Raw genomic sequence first — 19,259 nt, 5'->3', positions numbered from 1 at the left:
CTCGTAGCTCGTAGCTCGTAGCTCGTAGCTCGTAGCTCGTAGCTCGTAGCTCGTAGCTCGTAGCTCGTAGCTCGTAGGCAGCATACCCCCAGCCCTTTTCGGGTCCAGGGGGTTCTTAAAGCTTACAGCTTCAGGCTTGGTTTTCTCCGAGTACTTCCGGAATCGTCATCTTCACGTACCGCCCTGGTGCCGGCTCGAGGATATCGAGCTGGCCTTCGCCGGGTTGGCGGGCCGGTACCAGCTTGTCGGGATCGGCGTAGCCGTTTTCGGTCATCCAGGCTTGCCAGTGCGGCCACCAGGAACCTTCGTGCGCCTCGGCTCCCTCGAACCAGGCTTCATGATCGTCCGGCAGCTCTTCGTTGGTCCAGAAACCGTACTTGTTCTTGTGGGGCGGATTGACGATGCCGGCAATATGCCCGGACCCGGCCAGTACGAAGGTGACCGGCCCCTTGGGCAGCAAGGCGCCATAATAGGTGCTGTTCCACTTGGCGATATGGTCCTCGCGGGTGGAGACGAAGTAGCTGGGGACCGAGATCTTGCGCAGGTCGATCTTCACGCCGTCGAGCTCGATGCCATTCGGCTCGACCAGGCGGTTCTCGCGATACAGGTGCCGCAGGTACCAGCCGTGGGTACCTGCCGGAAGGTTGGTGCCGTCGGTGTTCCAGTACAACAGGTCGAAGGGAGCCGGCGCGTCCCCCTTCAGATAATTGTTGATGTAGAACGACCAGAACAGGTCGTTCTCGCGCAGCAGGTTGAAGGAATAGGCCATGACTCGGCCATCCAGGTAGCCGTCCTGCTCGAGTTTTTCTTCTATGCCCCTGAGCACCGGCTCGGCAAGGAAGACGCCCAGCTCACCGGGATCGCGGAAGTCCTGCAGAGTCGCCATGTAGGTGACCGAGCGCACCTTGCGGCCACGCCGGGTGCTGGTCAGGTAGGCCACCGTCGAGGCCGTCAGAGTCCCGCCGACACAGTAGCTCAGCAGGTTGACCGACTTTTCACCCACGGCCTGCTCGATGGCTTCCATGGCAGCAATGGGCCCCATCTGCATGTAATCGGCCCAAGTCAGATCACGCTGCTCGGGACCGGAATTGCGCCAGGAGATCAGGAAGACGCTGTGGCCCTGATCCACCAGCCACTTGACCAGCGAGTTCTCTTGACGAAGGTCGAGCACGTAATACTTGTTGATCCAGGGCGGCACCACCAGCAATGGCGTCTTGAAGACCTTCTCGGTGCTGGGAGCATACTGGATCAGTTGCATCAGCTCGTTCTCGAAGATCACCGCTCCAGGGGTGACGGCGATGTTCTCGCCGACCTCGAAGGCCTCGCGGTCTGTCATGGTGACATTGAGCCCCTCAACGGAATTGGCGAGATCCTCGCGCAACCGGGCCAGGCCATCCACCAGGTTCTGGCCTCGCGTTTCCAGGGTACGCCGCATCACTTCGGGGTTGGTGGTGACGAAGTTGGTCGGCGACATGGCATTGACCAGTTGCCGCGCGTAGAAGGCGAGGTTGCGTCGATGGTCGTCCGACAACCCCTCGAGGCTGTCCACCAGGGACTCGACACGACGGGCGAACAGCAGGTACTGCTGCATGATCGACATGTAGAAGGGATCGCTGTGCCAGGCCTCGTCCTGGAAACGCCGATCCCCCTTGCCGGGCGTGACCAGCGGTGTCACCGACTCACCGGACAATGCCTTGAGCCCGTTCTGCCACAGCTGGTATTGATCTTCCATCAAGCGTGCCTGGGTCTGCCACAGCAGGGAAGGATCGCGATTCAGCGCCTCGGCACCGGCCCGAAAGCTGTCGTGCATGTCGGCATAGACGGATTCGGCGGCGCTGTCAGGCACCAAGCGCGGCAACACGTCCTCGATCAAGGCGCGATACTGCTCGCCGATCAGTCTGACCTGCTCGCCCCACGCCTCGAGCTCCTCTTGTGACGGTGCATGATTCCCTGGCTGCATCATTCCCTCCCGTGATCTCGATGCACGACCGCTGCCGTCTCGTCACGAGACAGCAGCGACTCGGGTGTTACCTGGAGAATGCTCAGCTACGCTTGCGCGCTGCCTGGCTGGTGGCCTTGGCTGGCCCTTCGGGCTCCTTGGACGGCTCGGCCTCGGCGGCAGGTGCCGCCTGCTCGGCCATCGCCTGGCCGGACTCGCCATAAAGCGCCTCCAGATCGCTCTTGAAGCGCAGGCTCATCTCGCTCATCGCCCGGGTATCCTCGAGCATCTGGTTGGACAGCTCGGTCATCATCTCGACTTGCCGGGTGCCAAAATCGCGCCCCCCTTCGGCATCGACGATATCGGCGGCATCCCGCAGGCGCGAAGTGCCCATCTGGCTGTAACGCTTCATGGCCTCCAACTGGTACTGGGTCACACGTTCCATGTTGTCCAGCATCAAGGCATTGAACTTGCGCATCGGCGTGAAAAACTCCCGCGCCTGCTCGTTGAACGCATCGATCATCTTGTCCTGCATGGCCTGATCCTCCTCGAGGAATGCGGATGACATTCGTGCTGCACTGCACAAAGACTAGTCTGGCATGCCGAGGGTTGCAAGATGATGACGACGCGGGTCGCCTGGAACGAGGCGACTCAGCTCTTGCGCCGACTGCGAGACTGGGCACTAGCCGAGGAGGCCTGACCGGCACCTTGTCCGGATGCCCCGGAGGGCGGCTCATCCGGGTCGTTTTCCTGGCTCCGGGCAGCCCCGGAGGCGGCGCGGCTCAGCATGTCCATCATCATCTGCTGATAGTTGCCGAAATTGGCCATGCCCTGCTGGAAGAGCGGTTGCTGGAGGAAGGGCTGCATCAGGCTCATGGGGTCATAGCCCTCGACACCGGATTCCATCTGCTTCTGGATGCGCTCCAGCAGGTCCTGCTGAAAGGCTTCCACGTCGGGCAGCCCGAGTGCCCGGCGGAATTCATCTGGCGTCAAATCGAACTCGACGTTGATCTTCATGGGGCGCCTCGCCTGGCCGAAGTGAATGAGATGACACGCCCCAAGTGTAGCAGTCCGACCGTTAAGGACGATCCGTTCAGGTCCGTTTTCAGGACAGTCTTGGCGTCGATACTTCAACGTCCTGATTCTGGCCTCGATGCCGCAGCAGATGATCCATCAGGGTCAGCGCCATCATCGCCTCGGCGATAGGCGTGGCGCGAATGCCGACACAGGGATCGTGACGCCCGCGGGTGACGACCTCCACCGGCGCGCCGGCGACGTCGATCGAGCGCCCCGGGATGGTGATGCTGGAGGTCGGCTTGAGCGCCAGGTGCGCAATGATCGTCTGGCCGCTGGAGATGCCGCCCAGGACGCCACCGGCATGATTGGACAGAAAGCCCTCGGGCGTCATTTCATCGCGGTGCTCACTGCCCCGCTGGGCCACCGAGGCGAAACCGTCGCCGATCTCCACGCCCTTCACGGCGTTGATACTCATCAGGCCATGCGCCAGCTCGGCGTCGAGGCGATCGAAGACCGGCTCGCCAAGGCCAGGCGGCACGCCCTCGGCGACCACCGAAATACGCGCGCCCACCGAGTCCTGATCGCGCCGTAGCTGATCCATGAAGGCTTCGAGCTCGGGCACTTTTTCCGGGTCGGGACAGAAGAAGGGATTGTCGTCCACCGCCGCCCAGTCGCGAAACTCGATGGCAATGGGCCCGAGTTGGCTCATGTAGCCACGCACCCGGATGCCCTGGCTGGCCAGATACTGCTTGGCGATGGCGCCGGCGGCCACCCGCATGGCGGTTTCGCGGGCACTGGAGCGGCCGCCCCCCCGATAGTCGCGAATCCCATACTTGTGGTGATAGGTGTAGTCGGCGTGGGCCGGACGAAATTGGTCCTTGATCCGCGAATAGTCCTTGGAACGCTGGTCGGTGTTCTCGATCAGCAGCCCGATGGACGTCCCGGTGGTCACGCCCTCGAAGACGCCGGACAACAAGCGTACCCGGTCGGGCTCGCGGCGTTGGGTAGTATGCCGCGAGGAGCCCGGTCGACGCCGGTCCAGATCACGCTGCAGGGTTTCCTCGTCGATCGGCACGCCCGGCGGACAGCCATCGACGATGGCGCCGAGCGCCGGGCCATGGCTCTCGCCGAAGGTGGTGACGGTGAACAGCTTGCCGAAGGTGTTGCCGGACATGGGCGTTCCTCAATGACGAATCAGGCGAAGGACGCCGCATGGGCGTCGAGTTCCGCGGCGGTCAGCGCAAACACGCCCTGACCGCCGCGCTCGAATTCCAGCCACATGAAGGGAACCTCGGGGAAGGCGGCCTCCAGGTGACGATCGGAGTTGCCGACCTCGACGATCAATACGCCGTCGTCAGCCAGGTGCTCGCGGGCCTCGCGCAGGATACGCCGCACGATGTCCAGACCATCGGCCCCGGCGCCCAGCGCCAGCCCCGGCTCGTGGCGAAACTCGGCGGGCATGGTGGCCAGGTCCCGGGCATCGACATAGGGCGGGTTGGAGACGATCAACTCATAGCGCCGTCCCTCGAGGCCGTCGAAGAGGTCCGAGGCGACGGCTCGCACGCGGTCGCCTACATCGTGGCGTGTGATGTTGAGGCGCGACACCTCCAGGGCCTCGGCGCTGACATCAGCCAGGTCGACCTCGCAGGTGGGCAGGTGCAGAGCGGTGGCGATGCCGATACAGCCGGAGCCGGCACACAGATCCAGCACCCGCGCCGGCGGTTCGACAGGGAACCAGGCCCCGAAGCCGTCTTCGATCAGCTCGCCGATCGGCGAGCGCGGGATCAGCACCCGCTCATCGACATTGAAGGGCACGCCGGCGAAGAAGGCCTCTCCCAGCAGGTAGGGCAAGGGACGACGGCTACCGATTCGTTCCCTGACGAGCCCAACGATACGGCGGCGCTCCATGGGTAACAGGCGCGCGTCTAGCACGCCGGGGTCGACGTTCCACGGCAGGTGCAGGGCCCCCAGTGTCAGGGCCACCGCCTCGTCCCAGGCGGAATCGGTGCCATGGCCATAATGCAGGCCGGCCAGGTGGAACTCGCTGGTCGCCCAGCGCAGGCAGTCCCGCAGGGTGATCAGTCCCTCGGCGAGCTCGGCGTCGTCGAGGGTCAGGGTGGAAGTCGATGAAGTGCAGGCGGAATCGGCCACGGGGCATCCTGTTCGACGATTGCATGGGAAGCGGCTGAGCCTCGATTGTACCCTCGGCGGCGGTTCACAGCCACGTCAGGGCCGGTATACTGGCCCCTTTTCAGGACCATGCGAGCCACGACATGAGCCGACGCCGCCACCAGCCGGACGACGATGACGTCAGCGCCTTCCGCCAGGCGCTGAGCGAGGCCGGTGTGCGCCCGCTGAAGCACAACCGCGCCGATCCCGGTCGCCCGCGCCGGGAGGATGAAGCCGCCCGGGCGCGACGCGCAGCAGCCACCGATGCCGGCTCGGACAACGTCACCGGCCGCACTTCCGACGGCCGCGTCGAGGCGGTCCGGCCTTCGGCATATCTCGATTTCGCGCCGCCCGACCTGCCCTATCGCACTCGCAGTCAGCTCAAGCGCGGCCAGATCGCCTGGGAAGCGGGGCTGGACCTGCATGGCTATACCGTCGATGAAGCCCGGCTGGAGCTCGAGACTTTTCTGCACGATGCCGAAGCCGAGCGCGCCCGTTGCGTGCTGGTCGTGCATGGCAAGGCCTGGGGCGCCACCTCCGATTACCCGGTGATCAAGAGCCACGTCAACGCCTGGCTGCGCGAATGGCCGAGCGTACTGGCCTTCTGCTCGGCCACCGATGCCGATGGCGGCACTGGCGCGGTGTATGTGCTGTTACGGCGACAGCGTTAGGTTTCTCTGCCCATACCGAGTTCACGCTCGCGGCGATCCAGCGCCTCCTTGGCCAGATGCCGTCCCAGGCATATCAGGGCCTCGGCGCGGTGAAACTCGTAGGCGCCGCAGACCGTCTTGGGAATCTCGACCAGCAGGTCCGGCGGATAGCCCGCCAACCGATAGTTGGCGATAGCGCCCTGGGCGATGTCAAAGGAGGCCAGCATCATGTCGAGGCGTCCCCAGGCATGACGGTCACGTTCCTGCTTGCCCTTTTCGGTGTCATCCTCGTCACTGCCGCCGAGACCATCGAAGAGCCGACGCGTGGCGCCCCGCACGCCTTCCATCCAGCCGGCGAAATCGATCGCCCCCGAACGATCGCGCTCCGCCTCTCGCGCCTGCTCCTCAGCGGCCTCCTTGGGCGGCAACAGGGATTCCAGCGTCACCGGCCGTGAGGTGTGGGCGGTGGCATTGACCGCCATGAGGAAATCCGCGCGCACGCCCACCGCCGGCATCACCGGCAAGGGATTGAGCAGGCCGCCATCCACCAGCACCTGGGAGCCTCGATAGACCGGCGTGATCACACCCGGCACCGCGATGGAGGCCCGAATGGCCTGCAACAGGCTCCCGGACTGGAACCATACTTCGCGTTGGCGAGTCAGGTCGGTCGCCACGGTGGTCACCGGGATTGGCAGGTCCTCGATCAAGGTATCGCCGATCAGCTCCTCGAGCTTGCTCATCACCTTGCTGGCCTTCATGGCGCCCATCGGGCTCCAGGTGACATCCACCAAACGCAGCACATCGAAATAATCCAGACGGCAGACCCAGTCACGATAGGCATCCAGCTCACCCGCCGCGTAAATGCCGGCCACCAGGGCCCCCATGGAACAGCCCGATAGCGCCACGATCTCGTAACCGCGCGCCTCCAGCTCCTCGATGACCCCGATGTGCGCATAACCCCGTGCACCGCCACTGCCCAGTGCCAGCACTACGCGTCGGCCGGTATCCTCGTCGGGATGTCGTTCGGCCATGGTCGCCTTTCCTCCCTCAGATTCGCTCAGCATCGCGGGCATGCGCCACGATTGTCTCGGCAACGGCGTCCACCCGTTCCGGCTCCAGATGCAGGTGATGGCCACCCGCCAGCACTCGCCTCTTCAACTCGGCGACCGCGGCCCTTCTCGGCGCCATGCCCTCGCGCTCTCCCAGGATGCCTTCCTGGCCCTCGACCAACAGCACATCGCAGCGAATGGCACCCAGTGCGGCCAGCACCTGATCGGGCGTGAGGCGGACTGGCGAGGCCCAGCGCAGACGCGAGTCGCTACGCAGCCGCCACTCGCCCCACGCCAACGCCTCTAGGTTCCGTTCGACCAGAGGCCTGGCGGTCTCTGCGTCGATCGGCGAGGCACTCCCGGCCACCCGCGCCGCCACGGCACTCTCGATATCAGCATAACGGGGCGCCGCCGCGCGGGGGCGCCGACTGGCTTGCAGCCCCTTGCGTAACTGGCGCGGCAACGCCGACGGCGCGGTGGTCACGGCACCGAGGCCGTCGATCAGAACCAGCCGCTCGACACGTTCCGGCAGGCCGGCGGCAAGCAGGCAGGCCACCCCGGCGCCCATGGAGTGCGCCAGCAGCGGGGCGCGCTCGAGGCCCAACGCATCGAGGGCGTCGAGCACGTCGTGACAGTAGTCCCAGAGGGCATAGCCGCCGTCTCCGGCCAGATGATACGAGTGGCCATGGCCCGTGAAGTCGAGCGCCACTACCCGAATTCCCAGACTCGAGGCAAGGCGCGGTGCCAGGCGCGAGAAACTGGCGGCATTGTCCAGCCAGCCGTGCAGGGCGAGCCAGGTCGGCGCCCGGGCCTCGCCCCAGGACAGGGCAGCCAGGCGACCGTCGGCAAGACGCATGGGCTCTCCCGGTGTCATCGTCCACCTCCATCCAGCAGGGTGTCGAGCATGGCCAGCAAGGCCTCGCGGGTCGCTTCGGGATGCTCCATGGGGAACATATGACCACCGGGCACCTCGACGACCCTGACACCTCGACGCCTCAAGCGACGTCGTCGGCGCGACGTGAGCAGCTCGGACTCATCACCGGCCAGCACGCCCAGCGGCACCCTGGCGCGTTCGGGAAGAGCGTTCAGGTGATCGGGCAGGTGGCGGAAGATGTCGACTTCGATATCGGGATCATAGCGTAGTACCACCCCACCCTCCTCTAGCTCCCGGGTGCCGCCCTCGATGTAATCATCCAGGGCTTGGTCGGTGAAACGACGAAACAGGCTGCGGCGACGCAGATAATCGCGCATCGACGAACGGTCCGACCAACTGGAACGGCGCCCCAGGGTCCGCCCCGCCGGAGTGACCCAATCGACGACACCAAGGCGCTTGGCCAGCTTCATGGCCATGGCATCAACGCCCAGCATCAAGGGAGGATCAAGCATCACCACACAGCGGAAGCGTTCCGGCGCCTGCTCGGCGGCCATGGCCGTCAGCACACCGCCCATGGAATGCCCGACGCCGATCACCGGTTCAGAGAACGCCTTCAACTGCGCCAGCAGTTCGTCGCGCAGCGCCAGCCAGTTGTGGCCCACGGGAAAGTCGGGGTGATGACCGAGCTGCTCCACGGGATGCATGTCGAAACGCGCCTCGAGCGGCGCCAGGAAGCTGCGGTAGCTCCGGCCGGGAAAGCCGTTAGCATGGGCGAAGACAAGAGGCGTGGCAGTAGCAGGCTGGGGCATGGCATCTTCCAGTTTGGCGGGCTGTCTGGTGATAGCAGGCTAACGGGAATACCATGATGCGCCAAGTCGTCTTTCGCCCCATTCATCCGCTACCAGGAGTCAACGTGACGCACCGCCCCGACAAGCCCTGCCGAGACACCCGCCTGCGCAACCGGGTCTTTTTCACCACCGTGGCCATTGCCGTGGTCGTCGGGCTCTGGCTGGCACGCTAGGGCCTATTCCTCGAGCTAGGGCCTATTCCTCAAGCTAGGGCCTATTCCTCAAGCTAGGGCCTATTCCTCAAGATAGCGCGCGTACATCTCCTTCGAACGGTTGAGATGTTCATGCATCGCTGCGCGCGCCGCCGGACCGTCCCGCTCGAGAATCGCCTCCAGAATTCGGGCATGTTCCTGCTGCACCAGTTCGAGATAACGTGCCGAGGAACTGGGATCGATGTCGATGCTGAGCAGCTTGGAGCGGGGAATCATGCTGTCGCTGAGCGGCTCGTAGAAGCGGTCGAAAAATACGTTGTGCGTCGCCTTGACGATGGCGTGGTGGAAGGCAAAATCCTCCCGGCGCGCCTGAGACTGACTGGCCTGAACCGCCGAGAATTCCGCATGTCGTGCCTCCAGGCGTGCTCGGTCGTCTGCGTCATGGCGTAACGCGGCCAGCTCGGCGGCACTGGGTTCCAGCGTCAACCGCAGCTCCAGGACCTGGAGAATGTCCTCAACGGTTGTGGGACTGATGTGCACGGCCGGTCGCGGTTCGAGAACATCGTTGCGCAGCACCGTCGTCCCGACGCCGCGGCGAGTTTCGACCAGACCGAGCGACTTGAGATGGGTGATGGCCTCGCGAATCACCGTGCGGCTCACCCCGAAGGCATCACACAACTCGCTCTCGGTGGGCAGCTTGCTGCCTACCGGCGTGTCCCCCGAGGTGATCCGCCGCTCGAGCTGCTCCAGGACCGCCTTCGACAAGCTGCCCTCGCGAGTAATGCGCTTGACGCCCCACGAATTCGACACCGCCATCTCACATCCTTTTGCCATTGAACCACCACGCCGCATCATGTACGCAGTGCAGTCAAATCACCATCCGGGCCCGCGACCGACGCCTGCATCGTACCATCGAAACAGCGCAGAACCATTGCCCTTACCTCTTACCTCTTACCTCTTACCTCTTACCTCTTACCTCTTACCTCTTACCTCTTCTTCATCATACATCACACTCAAAAATGTTACCGACCATGCCGCAAGGATCACGTGTCGGGCCCCTTCGGCTGGCGCAGTCGATCCAGCTCCTGATACAGCGTTGCAGGGATCGTCACGCCATGCTCCCGGCTACGACGGCGCGCCTCGTGGCGACGCTGCGAAGGGAGTCGAGCCCCTTGTGCCAACACGCCCTCGAATAGCGCCTCGGCATGCTGCATATGCCGCTCCCGATCCACGCCCAGCAAGGTAGCGGGATCGATGGCCAGCAGCAGTTCTCCGTGAAAGGGCTTCCCCTGGCCATCGGCATTGGCCGGTTGGGTCTCATGGCCCAATAGATCGCCGATCAGCGGGCCGGCCAGCAGTTCGATCATGATCGAGAGCGCCGAGCCCTTGTAGCCTCCGAACGTCAGCATCGCGCCTTCCAGCGCCGTCGCGGGATCCGTCGTCGGCTCTCCCTGCCGATCGACCGCCCAACCCTCGGGAATCGCCTCACCGGCACGGCGATGCAGCTCGATTTCTCCTCTCGCCACTACGCTGGTAGCGAAATCGAAGGTATAGGGAAAAGTGCCAGGGCGCGGCCAGGAAAAGGCAATGGGATTGGTGCCGAGCAAGGGCGCCTGGCCCCCCGCTGGCGCAACGAAGGCATGACTCGGCGTCATCGCCAGCGCAACGAGTCCCGCTTCCGCGAGGGCTTCCACTTCAGGCCACAGGGCCGAAAAGTGAAAGGCATTGTTGAGCGCCAGCATGGCGATTCCATTGGTCCTCGCCTTGTCGATCAGCGCAGGACTCGCCTTCTCGAAGGCCAGCAACGAACATCCCTGTCGAGCATCGGCACGCACCACGCCAGGGGCGATATCGATGATCTCGGGCGTCGCATCGGGGCTGACACCACCATGATGCAGCGTATCGACACAGCCAATCAGCCGATACAACCCATGGGAATGGCATTCATCGCGCTGTGCCGCGACCACGCTGCGGGTAATGGCGCCAGCATGCGACTCGTCGAAGCCATGCCGGGTGAGCACTTCCCGACTCAGCGCCTCCGCCTCAGCCAGCGTCAGAGTGACCGTATCATCCATATAGCGCCTCTCCTGATAGGCTGGCCCCCTCAATCGTCCGGGTGACCCTGCGCCGCGAATTTACCGCCCTGATAGACGACCGTCGGATCATCGGGATCGATGGCCCCGGCCTTGGCTTCGACCTCGGCACGCCATGGCTCGGAACTGTCGCGGGGCGCCCAGCCGAGAAACGAGGATTTGCTGTTGTCCCACCAGGTCTCGTTATTGGCAGAGGCGCCATAAACCACGGTGTGGGCCAGCTTGGGGGCCACGAAGGCACGCTCGAGTAGAGCGACGAAGTCCTCGACACTCAGCCAGGTCGCCATCATGCGAGTGTCCGCCGGCTTGGGAAAACACGAGCCGATGCGCACGCTCAGTGTCTCGACGCCGAACTTGTCGTGGTACAGGCTCGCCAGATCCTCACCGAAACACTTCGAGACCCCGTACAGTGAATCGGGACGATGGGGCACTTCGGTGTCGAGCTTGGTAGTACGCGGATAGAAGCCGATCGTGTGGTTCGAGCTGGCGAACACGATACGCGGCTTGCCCAGCTTGCGGGCCGCCTCATAGAGGTTGTAGACCCCGATGATGTTCGACTGGAGAATGCCCTCCCAGGGCTTCTCCACCGAGACACCGCCCAGATGAATGACACCATCACAACCATCGACCAGCTCCTTGACGGCCTGCGCATCGGCCAGATCGCACGGCACGATCTCCTCGTGCTCGGCCGCCTCGCCCAGATCGGCGATATCCGTTAACCGCACCCGGTGGGCCAGGCGCTCGAGATGCGGGCGAATGGCCTTGCCGACACCACCGGCCGCCCCGGTAACCAGAATCCGATTCAGCATCATGTTTCTCCTTTGCTATCGTCGCGCGATTCCTCCGCTCGGGAATCATTCTATAGGTTGATGAAAGCATCTCTTCGACAGCCGACGCGGCGTCAGTCCGTCTCGAACCCGTACAACGCCGCCGGATTGTCGACCAGGATCTTGTGCCGCACTTCCGGACTGGCCCACTCGACCAGTACATCGAGCTGTTCGGCATCATCCGGGTATTGGGAACGCGGCACGCCGACATGGGGCCAGTTGCTCCCCCACAGGATGCGCTCCGGGGCATGCTCGATGACACGCCTGGCAATGGCACCGACATCAGCGTAATGGGGGCCACCCTCCAGGCTCGCCTCGTATCCCGCACAAATCTTGAACCAGGCATTGCCGCGATCGAGCAAGTGCAGAAGCTCGTCGACGCGCGGATCGTCGGCCGGCACCGGATCCATGAACTTGCCGATATGGTCGATGATGTAATCGCCCTCGATGCGGCGCAGCTCATCTCGATAGTCGTCGAGATGGCGGCCATTGAACTGCACCATCAGGTGCCAGCCCAGCGAGCGGATCCGTCGCTCAACATCGAGCATCCGGTCAATCTTCACGGCACCGCCAGGCAACTGCATGATGCGCGCACCGCGCACGCCCTGGACGTGCCAGGCTTCGAGCTCATGGTCCGGCGTATCCGGCGTCACCACCGCAACGCCTCGAGCCGTTTCGGGCCCCATCTGCGAAAGCGCATCGAGCAAGGCGCTGTTATCACACTGGTAAACATTGGACTGGGTCACCACGACCCGCTCCAGCGACAGGCGCCGCTGAACCAGCCGATAGTCTTCCACCGTGGCCAGCTCGGGGATCGGTGGGCCGCCCGGCTGGGCCTGATAGCCCGGTAGATAGAGATGGATATGACAATCGGTGGCCCCGGGCGGCGTCTGCAAGGCCGGCGCCGCTCCCTCCAGCGGTCGAGTGTTGACGGGAATCCCGGACACGCTCAGTCCTCCTTCAGCGCGTGGTGATGCAAGGCGTCACGATCGATGGCAATACCCAGTCCCGGCCCGTCGGGAATGCGCACGACGCCCGCCTGATGCTCGATGGGCGTTGTAACGACGGCCTGACGGAAAGGATTCTTGGTACGGTCGAACTCCATGATGGGTTCGATCGGCCGACGCCGCGGCGGGTTGGGCGGCAAGGCCGCCATGAACTGCAGGCTGGCGGCGATGCACACTGCCGTTCCCCATACATGGGGCACCAGGCGCACGCCGAACATGGCTGCCATGTCCGCGACACGCCGCATCTCGGAGAAACCGCCCACTCCGCATACATCCGGCTGGGCGATATCCACCGCCCGAGTGGAAAGCGGCTCGAGCATGGCGTAACGACCATGCCAGTTCTCGCCGCTGGCAACGGGAATCGACTGCCCTTGTCGAACGGCTCGATAGGTATCGATCTGCTCGGGCAGCACCGGCTCCTCGAACCAGTCGACCCGATACGGCTCGGCACGCCTACCGACCTCGAGCGCCTCGAGCAGGTCATAACCATGATTGGCGTCGATCATCAGGCGGCGCTCCGGGCCGATCGCTTCTCGGGCAGCGGCGATCACACGCAGATCCTCCTCGACATCGAAGCCAATCTTGATCTTGACGCCATGAAAGCCCTCCCGAGCATAACCGGCGACCTCTTCGGCGACATCCTGGACCCGGTCGACGCCATCGCGACGAAACGAGCCAGTGGCATAGGCCCGGACTTCCTCGCGAAAACGACCACCAAGCAGCTCACTGATCGAAGCACCGTAGTGCTTGCCCTTGATGTCCCAGAGTGCGATGTCGATACCGCTCAGGGCCGTCATCGTCAAACCGCGCTGCCCTTGATCGCGCAACCGGTTATAGAGATCCAGCCAGAGCTTTTCGGTCTCCAGAGGATTGGCCCCTACCAGCGCGCCGGCATAAAGCCCCACCACCGTGGCATTGGCCTTGGCCGGCCCCAGACACTCTCCCCAGCCCACGGTACCGTCGTCACAGACCACCTCGACCAGGCAATGCTGGCGCCGTTCGAAACGCATCGATGCGCTCTCGAAGGCCTGCTCGAGCTGGTAGTCGAGAATATGCGTCTGCACGCTTGCAATCTTCATCGTTGCATCCTGATTGACCGGTATATAAGGAAGCGTTACTCGAAAAAGGACGGCAGCATCAGCGATACCGCGGGTACGTAAGTCACCAGCATCAACACAGCGAACAAGGCCAGATAGAAAGGCCAGATAGTGCGCACGGCCTGCTCGATCTTGATCTTGCCGATCACGCTACCGACGAATAGGCAAGAGCCGACCGGAGGCGTGCACAGGCCCAGTCCCAGATTGATCATCAGGATGATGCCGAACTGGATGGGGTCCATGCCGAACTGAGCCGCCACCGGCAGGAAAATCGGCGTACAGATCAGGATCAACGCCGCCATGTCCATGATCATTCCCAAGCCGAGCAGCAGCAGGTTGAGCATCAATAGAATGACGTAGGGATTGTCCGAGATCGCCAACAGCCCTTCGCTCAACAGTTCCGGTACGCTGTACAAGGCAAGCAGATAGGAAAAGGCCGAAGCACAGCCCACCAGTATCATCACCAGCGAGGTCGTGCGCACCGACTGATAGACAGCCTGCTTGAAGGATTCCCATCGCAGCTCACGATACACCAGCCCCGTGACCACGATGGCATAGATGGCACCGAAGGCACCGGACTCCGTCACGGTCAGGATCCCCGACAGGACACCGCCGACGATGATCACGGCCGTCATCAAGCCCGGCAGCGCCGCAGCAAAACTGATGATCAAAGCGTGCCACCCCGGAAATGTCTCACCGGCATAGCCGCGTTTCACGGCGACCACATAAGCCGCGACAGCCAACGCCAGGCACATTAGAATGCCGGGCACGATTCCCGCGATGAACAACTGGGTCACCGAGATGCCCCCGCCTGCGGCCACGGCATAGAGAATCATGTTGTGGCTGGGCGGAATCACCACTCCGGCGACCGATGAGGTCACGGTCACATTGACCGCATAGTCGGCGTCATAGCCTTTCTCCTTCATGACAGGCACCAGAATCGACCCCAATGCCGAGGTATCGGCGACTGCTGAACCGGAAATACCGCCGAACAGCATCGAAGAAGAGACGTTGACCAGTCCGAGTCCTCCACGAACACGACCCACGGCAGCCGATGCCAGGCGCACCAGTCGATTGGAAATGCCACCATGGAGCATCAGCTCGCCGGCGAAGATGAAGAAGGGAATCGCCAGCAGCGAAAAGACGGAAATACCCGACAGGATTCGCTGAAAGCCGACAAAAAGTGGCAAGCCTTCATAGATGAAGGTAACGACCGATGCCAGACCCACGGCAAAGGCCACCGGCGCACCGACGATAAGACCAAGGAAAAAGACACCAAAAAGAATCAGCAGTCCCATGATGTTATCTCCCCAGGTGCGTCACGAGACGCTGAATGATATTGACGAGCGAAAACAGCATCATCAGCAAGCCACTGACCACCAGGGGGGCCGCTCGCCAGCTTTCGGAAAGGCCAATCATCGGAATGGGACGACCAAGGTTTTCCAGTACCATGATGCCACCCTGCCAGGCCATGAATGCTCCGAAAAGTACCACGAAGGCATCGGCGACATAGCGCATCGCATCTCGCGGTAAGACCGGTAGTCCTTCTCTAATGAACTCGATACTGAGATGTGTCTTGTTACGCACCCCGGCGGCCGCCCCGAGACAGGTGACATAAACGACGATCAACAGCGATGATTGCTCCACCCAGGTTGGCGTGTCGTTGAGGACGTAACGACCGAAGACGAGCCATCCGAAGGATGCAATCAGAAAGACCAGCAGTACACCCGAGACGCTGATACAAGCTTGAGCGATCCCATCCAGCAAAGTATCGAAAGAGGATTTCTCCCCGGTATCACTTGCCGATCTGTGGGTATCGTCAGAATAAGTGCTCACGAACTGTCATCCTTTCGAGGGCGCCCCGGTGCCATAACCGGCACCGGGGTTCCGAGGGAAATTCACAGGATCACTCCTGAGCGGCCTGTATATCCTTCACCAGGGTTTCGAGCTGCGGATTTTCCTCGACGAAATCATCATAGATGGGCTTCATCTTTTCCTGGAAAGCCGCCTTGTCGTCGACCTCGTTGATTTCCACACCGGACTCCAGCACCAACTCGCGACTCTTCTGGGCACGTTCTTCCCACAACTTTCGCTGTTCCTGAGCAGCATTCTCGGCGGCCTTGCGCACGATACCCTGGTCTTCCTCGGACATTTCATCCCAGGTTGATTTGGCGACACACAGGCACTCTGGAAGAACCAGGTGTTCGGTCAGCGAGTAGTATTTCGCCACTTCATAATGGCCACTTGACTCGTAGGAGGGATAGTTATTCTCGGCACCGTCGATGACGCCGGTCTTGAGGGATTGATAAACCTCACTGTAGGCCATTGGAGTGGCGTTTCCGCCCAGTTCATCGATCATCTGCACATAGAGATCGTTGTTCATGACACGGAACTTGAGTCCATCGACGTCATCGGGCGTCTTCACAGGATGATCGGTGTTGTAAAGACTTCTGGCCCCGGAGCCAAACCAGGAAAGCGCAACCAGATTCTTCTCGGCCAGCGCCTCGGCGAAGCGCCCTCCAATCTCCCCATCCATGATCCGATACATATCTTCCGTACTATTGAAGATAAACGGCAACGACAGGATATTGGTTGCCGGAACGATCGGCCCCATCGGTCCCATGTTGAAATTGGCGAAGTCCAGTGCTCCGCTTCTCGTCTGCTCGATGGCATCCGGCTGAGCACCCAATACACCATTGTGATAGACCTTGGGCTCGATACGGCCCTCGGTTTTCTCGGCGACTTCTTCGGAAAAGCTCTCCAGCGCGACACTATTGGGATAGCTCGGCGGATGAATGTTCCAGCCTCGCCACTGCTCCGCCTGGGCAGGCAGCGAAACAGCCGCCAGTATTCCGGATACCGCTGTCAGTTTCAGGCAGTTGCTGAACTTGATTGTCTTGTTGGTCAGCATGACATTCTCCATCGTATGGGATTGGCGATCTTGTGCTTTTGTTGACCAGTGAGCGGCATTTCAGCGCTCAGGAGTTCAAAAATTCTCTCGTAATACATCATATGAATGACAAGCTAGCCACCCCCTTGACGACTAGCAAGTACTCATCGGCTGTTTCATACTAAAGTGCTAACAGTTTGAAGCATCACTTCAAAAGCAAGCGCGCAGGCGCACCCATCCTTCCCCAGCTCTGCTTGACTTGGGTACTCAGCGGCGTTGCGCCAAGTCGACCAGCTCCTCGGCATCAAGCTCTGCCAGGCGAGTAATCCCCAGCATGCCCATGTCGGCGCGGATTTCCGACATCAACAGCTGAATCGCATGATCCACACCCGCTTCTGCTCCAATAGCTGAGGCATAGTTGAAGGGACGACCCACGAAAGCGCAGCTTGCCCCCAGAGCCAGCGCCTTGATCACATCCGTGCCACGCCGAAAACCGCTGTCAATCATCACCTCCATGCCGCCGGCTACCTCCAGGGCATGTGGCAGGGCTCGCAACGGCGAGACGGCACCATCGAGCTGGCGTCCACCATGATTGGAAATGATGACACCATCGGCACCATGCTGGCGCGCCAACGCCACATCATCGGGATGCAGCACACCCTTGATCACCAGCCGCCCTGTCCAGCGACGACGTATACGCTTTAGCTCGAACCAGTCCAGGTGCTCGCGGCCCGAGAAATCACGCGTCACCTGTCGCGACACGATGGCAACCCCACGCTTCGCGGCATTGTTCTCGAAATGAGGAACGCCATGGCGCACACATGTCTTCAAGAAAGTCCCTAGACTCCAGGCCGGATGCGTCATCCCGTCCCAGAGCAATCGCCAGCTTGGTCTGAGGGGCGTCTTGAAGCCATTGCGCACGTTGTTTTCACGGTTGGGCACCACAGCCGAATCCACGGTGATCACGAGAGTTTCCACCCCTGCCCTCGCCACCCGATCGATCAATGCATCAATCTCTGCCGACTTGGCCGGCAAATAGGCCTGAAACCAGGTGCCAGGGGCTTCTTCAACCACCTCTTCGAGACGAATCAGCGATGACGCACTGAGAATCATGGGAATGCCCGCCCGTTCCGCAGCCCTGGCCTGAGCCAGATCGCCTCGGTACCCGGTCAGCGAGCAAATTCCCATGGGGGCGATGCCAAAAGGCGCCGAATAGCGCCGCCCCAGCAGATCGATAGACGACTCTCGATCACTGACGTTGCGCAATACGCGGTGCCGAAAACCGTACTCGTCAAACACCGCGCGGTTATCACGATAGGAAGCGTGTGTCTCAGCCGCGCCGGCGACATACCCGAAGATCGGCCTTGGCAGATGCCGCCTGGCCACCGACTCGAAGTCATCGAGGCACAGGACACGCGACAGACGTCGCGCCGCCAACCAGGATGGCCTGGGGGCTGGGCGCTGCATCGGCGCGGTTGATGTCCCTTCCTCGGGGGCCATGGCATGCCTCATTGCGATCATGGATGATGTAAGTGAAGTCTGACGACGACGCCACGCCCGGACAATCGATGAATATTCGGTCTCTGCATGAGGTTTATGAATGAACATTCACCGGCTCACGCCATCGATGTCGATGCTGCTGGCATTCGATGCCGCGGCTCGCCATCTCAGCTTCACCCGCGCCGCCCATGAACTCAGCCTGACCCAGAGCGCCGTCAGCCGGCAGATCCAGGCACTCGAACAGCTTCTCGAGGTCGAGCTGTTCGAGCGCGAAGGCCGTCACATCTGGCTGACGGAGGTCGGCGCCATGTATGCCCAAGACATCGCTCCGGCACTGGCCCGGATCAGTGGGGCCAGCGCCCGAGTCGGTGCCTTCCGCAAGGGGGTGAGCTCACTTAACCTGGCGGTCCTGCCGACCTTTGGCGAACGCCGGCTGATGCCCGCTTTAGCAGCATTCTATCGCCAGCATCCCGGCGTGATGCTGCATTTGCATACACGCATCGGTGAGTACGACATCACCGAATCGGGCATGGATGCCGCCATCAACGTCGGCGTCGAACCCTGGCCAGGCTTGATCGCTCACCCCCTGGAGCAGGAAAGGATGGTGGTGGTAGCAAGCCCGCAAGCACTCGCTCAACGGCCGATTCATCAGCCTGCCGACGTGGCCGATCACCTGTTATTGCAGATCGCCGTGCGCTCCGAAGCCTGGCACCAGTGGTTCACGGCCCGAGGGCTGCCCCTTGGCTACATGCGCTTGGGGCCACACTTCGAATTCTCGACGCATATGATCCAGGCAGCCACCGCAGGCATCGGTATCGCACTGGTTGCCCACTGTCTGGTCGAAGAAGAACTACGCGACGGTCGCTTGGTCATTCCGTTGTATGCCGGACTCGACAGCCGACGCAGCTACTACCTGCTCTATCCGCCGGAGAAGGAAGGCTTCCCTCCCCTGGCGACCTTTCGTGACTGGTTACTCGACCACCACAGCCCGGCGCCTTGAAAGTCGCATAAAAAAAAGCGGCCCGAAGGCCGCCAAATACTTACTGCTTGCCAAGTTGAAGGTCTTGCTCTCAGGCCTCGCGCTTGCCATCGACCAGGCGGCTGACACCGACCGGGTTGCCATCCTTGAGTGCCTCGGGCAGCAGGG

The 19,259-nt window shown here is 62.2% G+C and carries 21 protein-coding genes; 4 read left to right on the top strand and 17 right to left on the bottom strand.

All coding sequences use genetic code 11. The features are described from left to right. Window positions 1-130: 130 nt before the first annotated feature. The 5 genes from phaC to prmB all read right to left on the bottom strand — a co-directional run bounded on the left by phaC (window position 131) and on the right by prmB (window position 5,107). Window positions 131-1,960: a class I poly(R)-hydroxyalkanoic acid synthase gene (phaC, locus tag FZZ93_RS17980; protein ID WP_149323675.1), complete on the bottom strand. Its 1,830-nt coding sequence runs from the start codon at window positions 1,958-1,960 to the stop codon at window positions 131-133. 82 nt (window positions 1,961-2,042) lie between these two features. Continuing rightward, the gene (locus tag FZZ93_RS17975) at window positions 2,043-2,474 is read right to left on the bottom strand and encodes a phasin family protein (protein ID WP_149323674.1); all 432 of its coding nucleotides are present in this window, start codon (window positions 2,472-2,474) and stop codon (window positions 2,043-2,045) included. A 116-nt stretch (window positions 2,475-2,590) separates the two neighbouring features. Further along, window positions 2,591-2,956, bottom strand: a complete 366-nt coding sequence (locus FZZ93_RS17970; protein ID WP_149323673.1) for a DUF6489 family protein — start codon at window positions 2,954-2,956, stop codon at window positions 2,591-2,593. Between the two features lie 88 nt (window positions 2,957-3,044). Continuing rightward, complete coding sequence (gene aroC / locus FZZ93_RS17965) at window positions 3,045-4,130, bottom strand: chorismate synthase (protein WP_013333153.1); 1,086 nt, start codon at window positions 4,128-4,130, stop codon at window positions 3,045-3,047. Between the two features lie 20 nt (window positions 4,131-4,150). After that, entirely contained in the window at window positions 4,151-5,107 is a 957-nt protein-coding gene (gene prmB, locus FZZ93_RS17960) for a 50S ribosomal protein L3 N(5)-glutamine methyltransferase (RefSeq protein WP_149323672.1), read from the bottom strand. 122 nt (window positions 5,108-5,229) lie between these two features. Here prmB and FZZ93_RS17955 point away from each other — a divergent pair, with 122 nt between their 5' ends. Continuing rightward, the gene (locus FZZ93_RS17955; protein WP_149323671.1) at window positions 5,230-5,796 is read left to right on the top strand and encodes a Smr/MutS family protein; all 567 of its coding nucleotides are present in this window, start codon (window positions 5,230-5,232) and stop codon (window positions 5,794-5,796) included. On the opposite strand, the gene FZZ93_RS17950 is transcribed toward FZZ93_RS17955, so the two are convergent. The 3 genes from FZZ93_RS17950 to FZZ93_RS17940 are packed head-to-tail and all read right to left on the bottom strand — an operon-like array spanning window position 5,793 to window position 8,507. Then, on the bottom strand, window positions 5,793-6,806 hold the full coding sequence (locus FZZ93_RS17950) for a patatin-like phospholipase family protein (RefSeq protein ID WP_149323670.1): 1,014 nt from the start codon (window positions 6,804-6,806) through the stop codon (window positions 5,793-5,795). The genes FZZ93_RS17955 and FZZ93_RS17950 overlap by 4 nt on opposite strands. A 16-nt stretch (window positions 6,807-6,822) precedes the next feature. Beyond that, a complete protein-coding gene (locus FZZ93_RS17945; RefSeq protein ID WP_149323669.1) occupies window positions 6,823-7,680 on the bottom strand; it encodes an alpha/beta fold hydrolase in 858 nt (285 codons plus the stop codon). Between the two features lie 14 nt (window positions 7,681-7,694). Further along, entirely contained in the window at window positions 7,695-8,507 is an 813-nt protein-coding gene (locus FZZ93_RS17940) for an alpha/beta fold hydrolase (protein WP_149323668.1), read from the bottom strand. 53 nt (window positions 8,508-8,560) lie between these two features. Here FZZ93_RS17940 and FZZ93_RS18365 point away from each other — a divergent pair, with 53 nt between their 5' ends. Then, complete coding sequence (locus tag FZZ93_RS18365) at window positions 8,561-8,719, top strand: hypothetical protein (RefSeq protein WP_187774571.1); 159 nt, start codon at window positions 8,561-8,563, stop codon at window positions 8,717-8,719. Between the two features lie 60 nt (window positions 8,720-8,779). On the opposite strand, the gene FZZ93_RS17935 is transcribed toward FZZ93_RS18365, so the two are convergent. The 9 genes from FZZ93_RS17935 to FZZ93_RS17895 form a co-directional block, all read right to left on the bottom strand. After that, window positions 8,780-9,514 carry a FadR/GntR family transcriptional regulator gene (locus FZZ93_RS17935; RefSeq protein WP_149323667.1) on the bottom strand — a complete coding sequence of 245 codons (735 nt, stop codon included), beginning with the start codon at window positions 9,512-9,514 and terminating at the stop codon, window positions 8,780-8,782. A gap of 227 nt (window positions 9,515-9,741) precedes the next feature. Continuing rightward, window positions 9,742-10,773 (bottom strand): Ldh family oxidoreductase, encoded by a 1,032-nt coding sequence (locus FZZ93_RS17930; protein ID WP_149323666.1) that lies wholly within the window; start codon window positions 10,771-10,773, stop codon window positions 9,742-9,744. 29 nt (window positions 10,774-10,802) lie between these two features. Next, window positions 10,803-11,600, bottom strand: coding sequence for an NAD-dependent epimerase/dehydratase family protein (locus tag FZZ93_RS17925; protein ID WP_149323665.1), 798 nt, complete (start codon window positions 11,598-11,600; stop codon window positions 10,803-10,805). A 92-nt stretch (window positions 11,601-11,692) separates the two neighbouring features. Next, window positions 11,693-12,565 carry an amidohydrolase family protein gene (locus FZZ93_RS17920; RefSeq protein WP_149323664.1) on the bottom strand — a complete coding sequence of 291 codons (873 nt, stop codon included), beginning with the start codon at window positions 12,563-12,565 and terminating at the stop codon, window positions 11,693-11,695. 2 nt (window positions 12,566-12,567) lie between these two features. Continuing rightward, entirely contained in the window at window positions 12,568-13,704 is a 1,137-nt protein-coding gene (locus tag FZZ93_RS17915; RefSeq protein ID WP_149323663.1) for a mandelate racemase/muconate lactonizing enzyme family protein, read from the bottom strand. Window positions 13,705-13,739: 35 nt separating this feature from the next. After that, complete coding sequence (locus tag FZZ93_RS17910) at window positions 13,740-15,020, bottom strand: TRAP transporter large permease (protein WP_149323662.1); 1,281 nt, start codon at window positions 15,018-15,020, stop codon at window positions 13,740-13,742. A gap of 4 nt (window positions 15,021-15,024) precedes the next feature. Beyond that, a complete protein-coding gene (locus tag FZZ93_RS17905) occupies window positions 15,025-15,558 on the bottom strand; it encodes a TRAP transporter small permease (protein ID WP_149323661.1) in 534 nt (177 codons plus the stop codon). Window positions 15,559-15,628: 70 nt separating this feature from the next. Continuing rightward, entirely contained in the window at window positions 15,629-16,633 is a 1,005-nt protein-coding gene (locus FZZ93_RS17900; protein ID WP_149323660.1) for a TRAP transporter substrate-binding protein, read from the bottom strand. 246 nt (window positions 16,634-16,879) lie between these two features. After that, window positions 16,880-18,112 carry an alpha-hydroxy acid oxidase gene (locus FZZ93_RS17895; RefSeq protein WP_246146293.1) on the bottom strand — a complete coding sequence of 411 codons (1,233 nt, stop codon included), beginning with the start codon at window positions 18,110-18,112 and terminating at the stop codon, window positions 16,880-16,882. A gap of 100 nt (window positions 18,113-18,212) precedes the next feature. On the opposite strand from FZZ93_RS17895, the gene FZZ93_RS17890 reads away from it, so the two are divergent. Further along, window positions 18,213-19,112: a LysR substrate-binding domain-containing protein gene (locus FZZ93_RS17890; protein WP_149323659.1), complete on the top strand. Its 900-nt coding sequence runs from the start codon at window positions 18,213-18,215 to the stop codon at window positions 19,110-19,112. Beyond that, the coding region (locus FZZ93_RS18450) for a hypothetical protein (protein WP_223111806.1) at window positions 19,075-19,259 on the top strand (185 nt) is incomplete at its 3' end. The genes FZZ93_RS17890 and FZZ93_RS18450, both read left to right, overlap by 38 nt.

It is taken from the genome of Halomonas eurihalina (assembly GCF_008274785.1).
GTDB lineage: Bacteria > Pseudomonadota > Gammaproteobacteria > Pseudomonadales > Halomonadaceae > Halomonas > Halomonas eurihalina.
The sequence above is the reverse complement of the archived record's forward strand: the minus strand, read 5'-3'. Positions and strand labels throughout refer to the sequence as shown.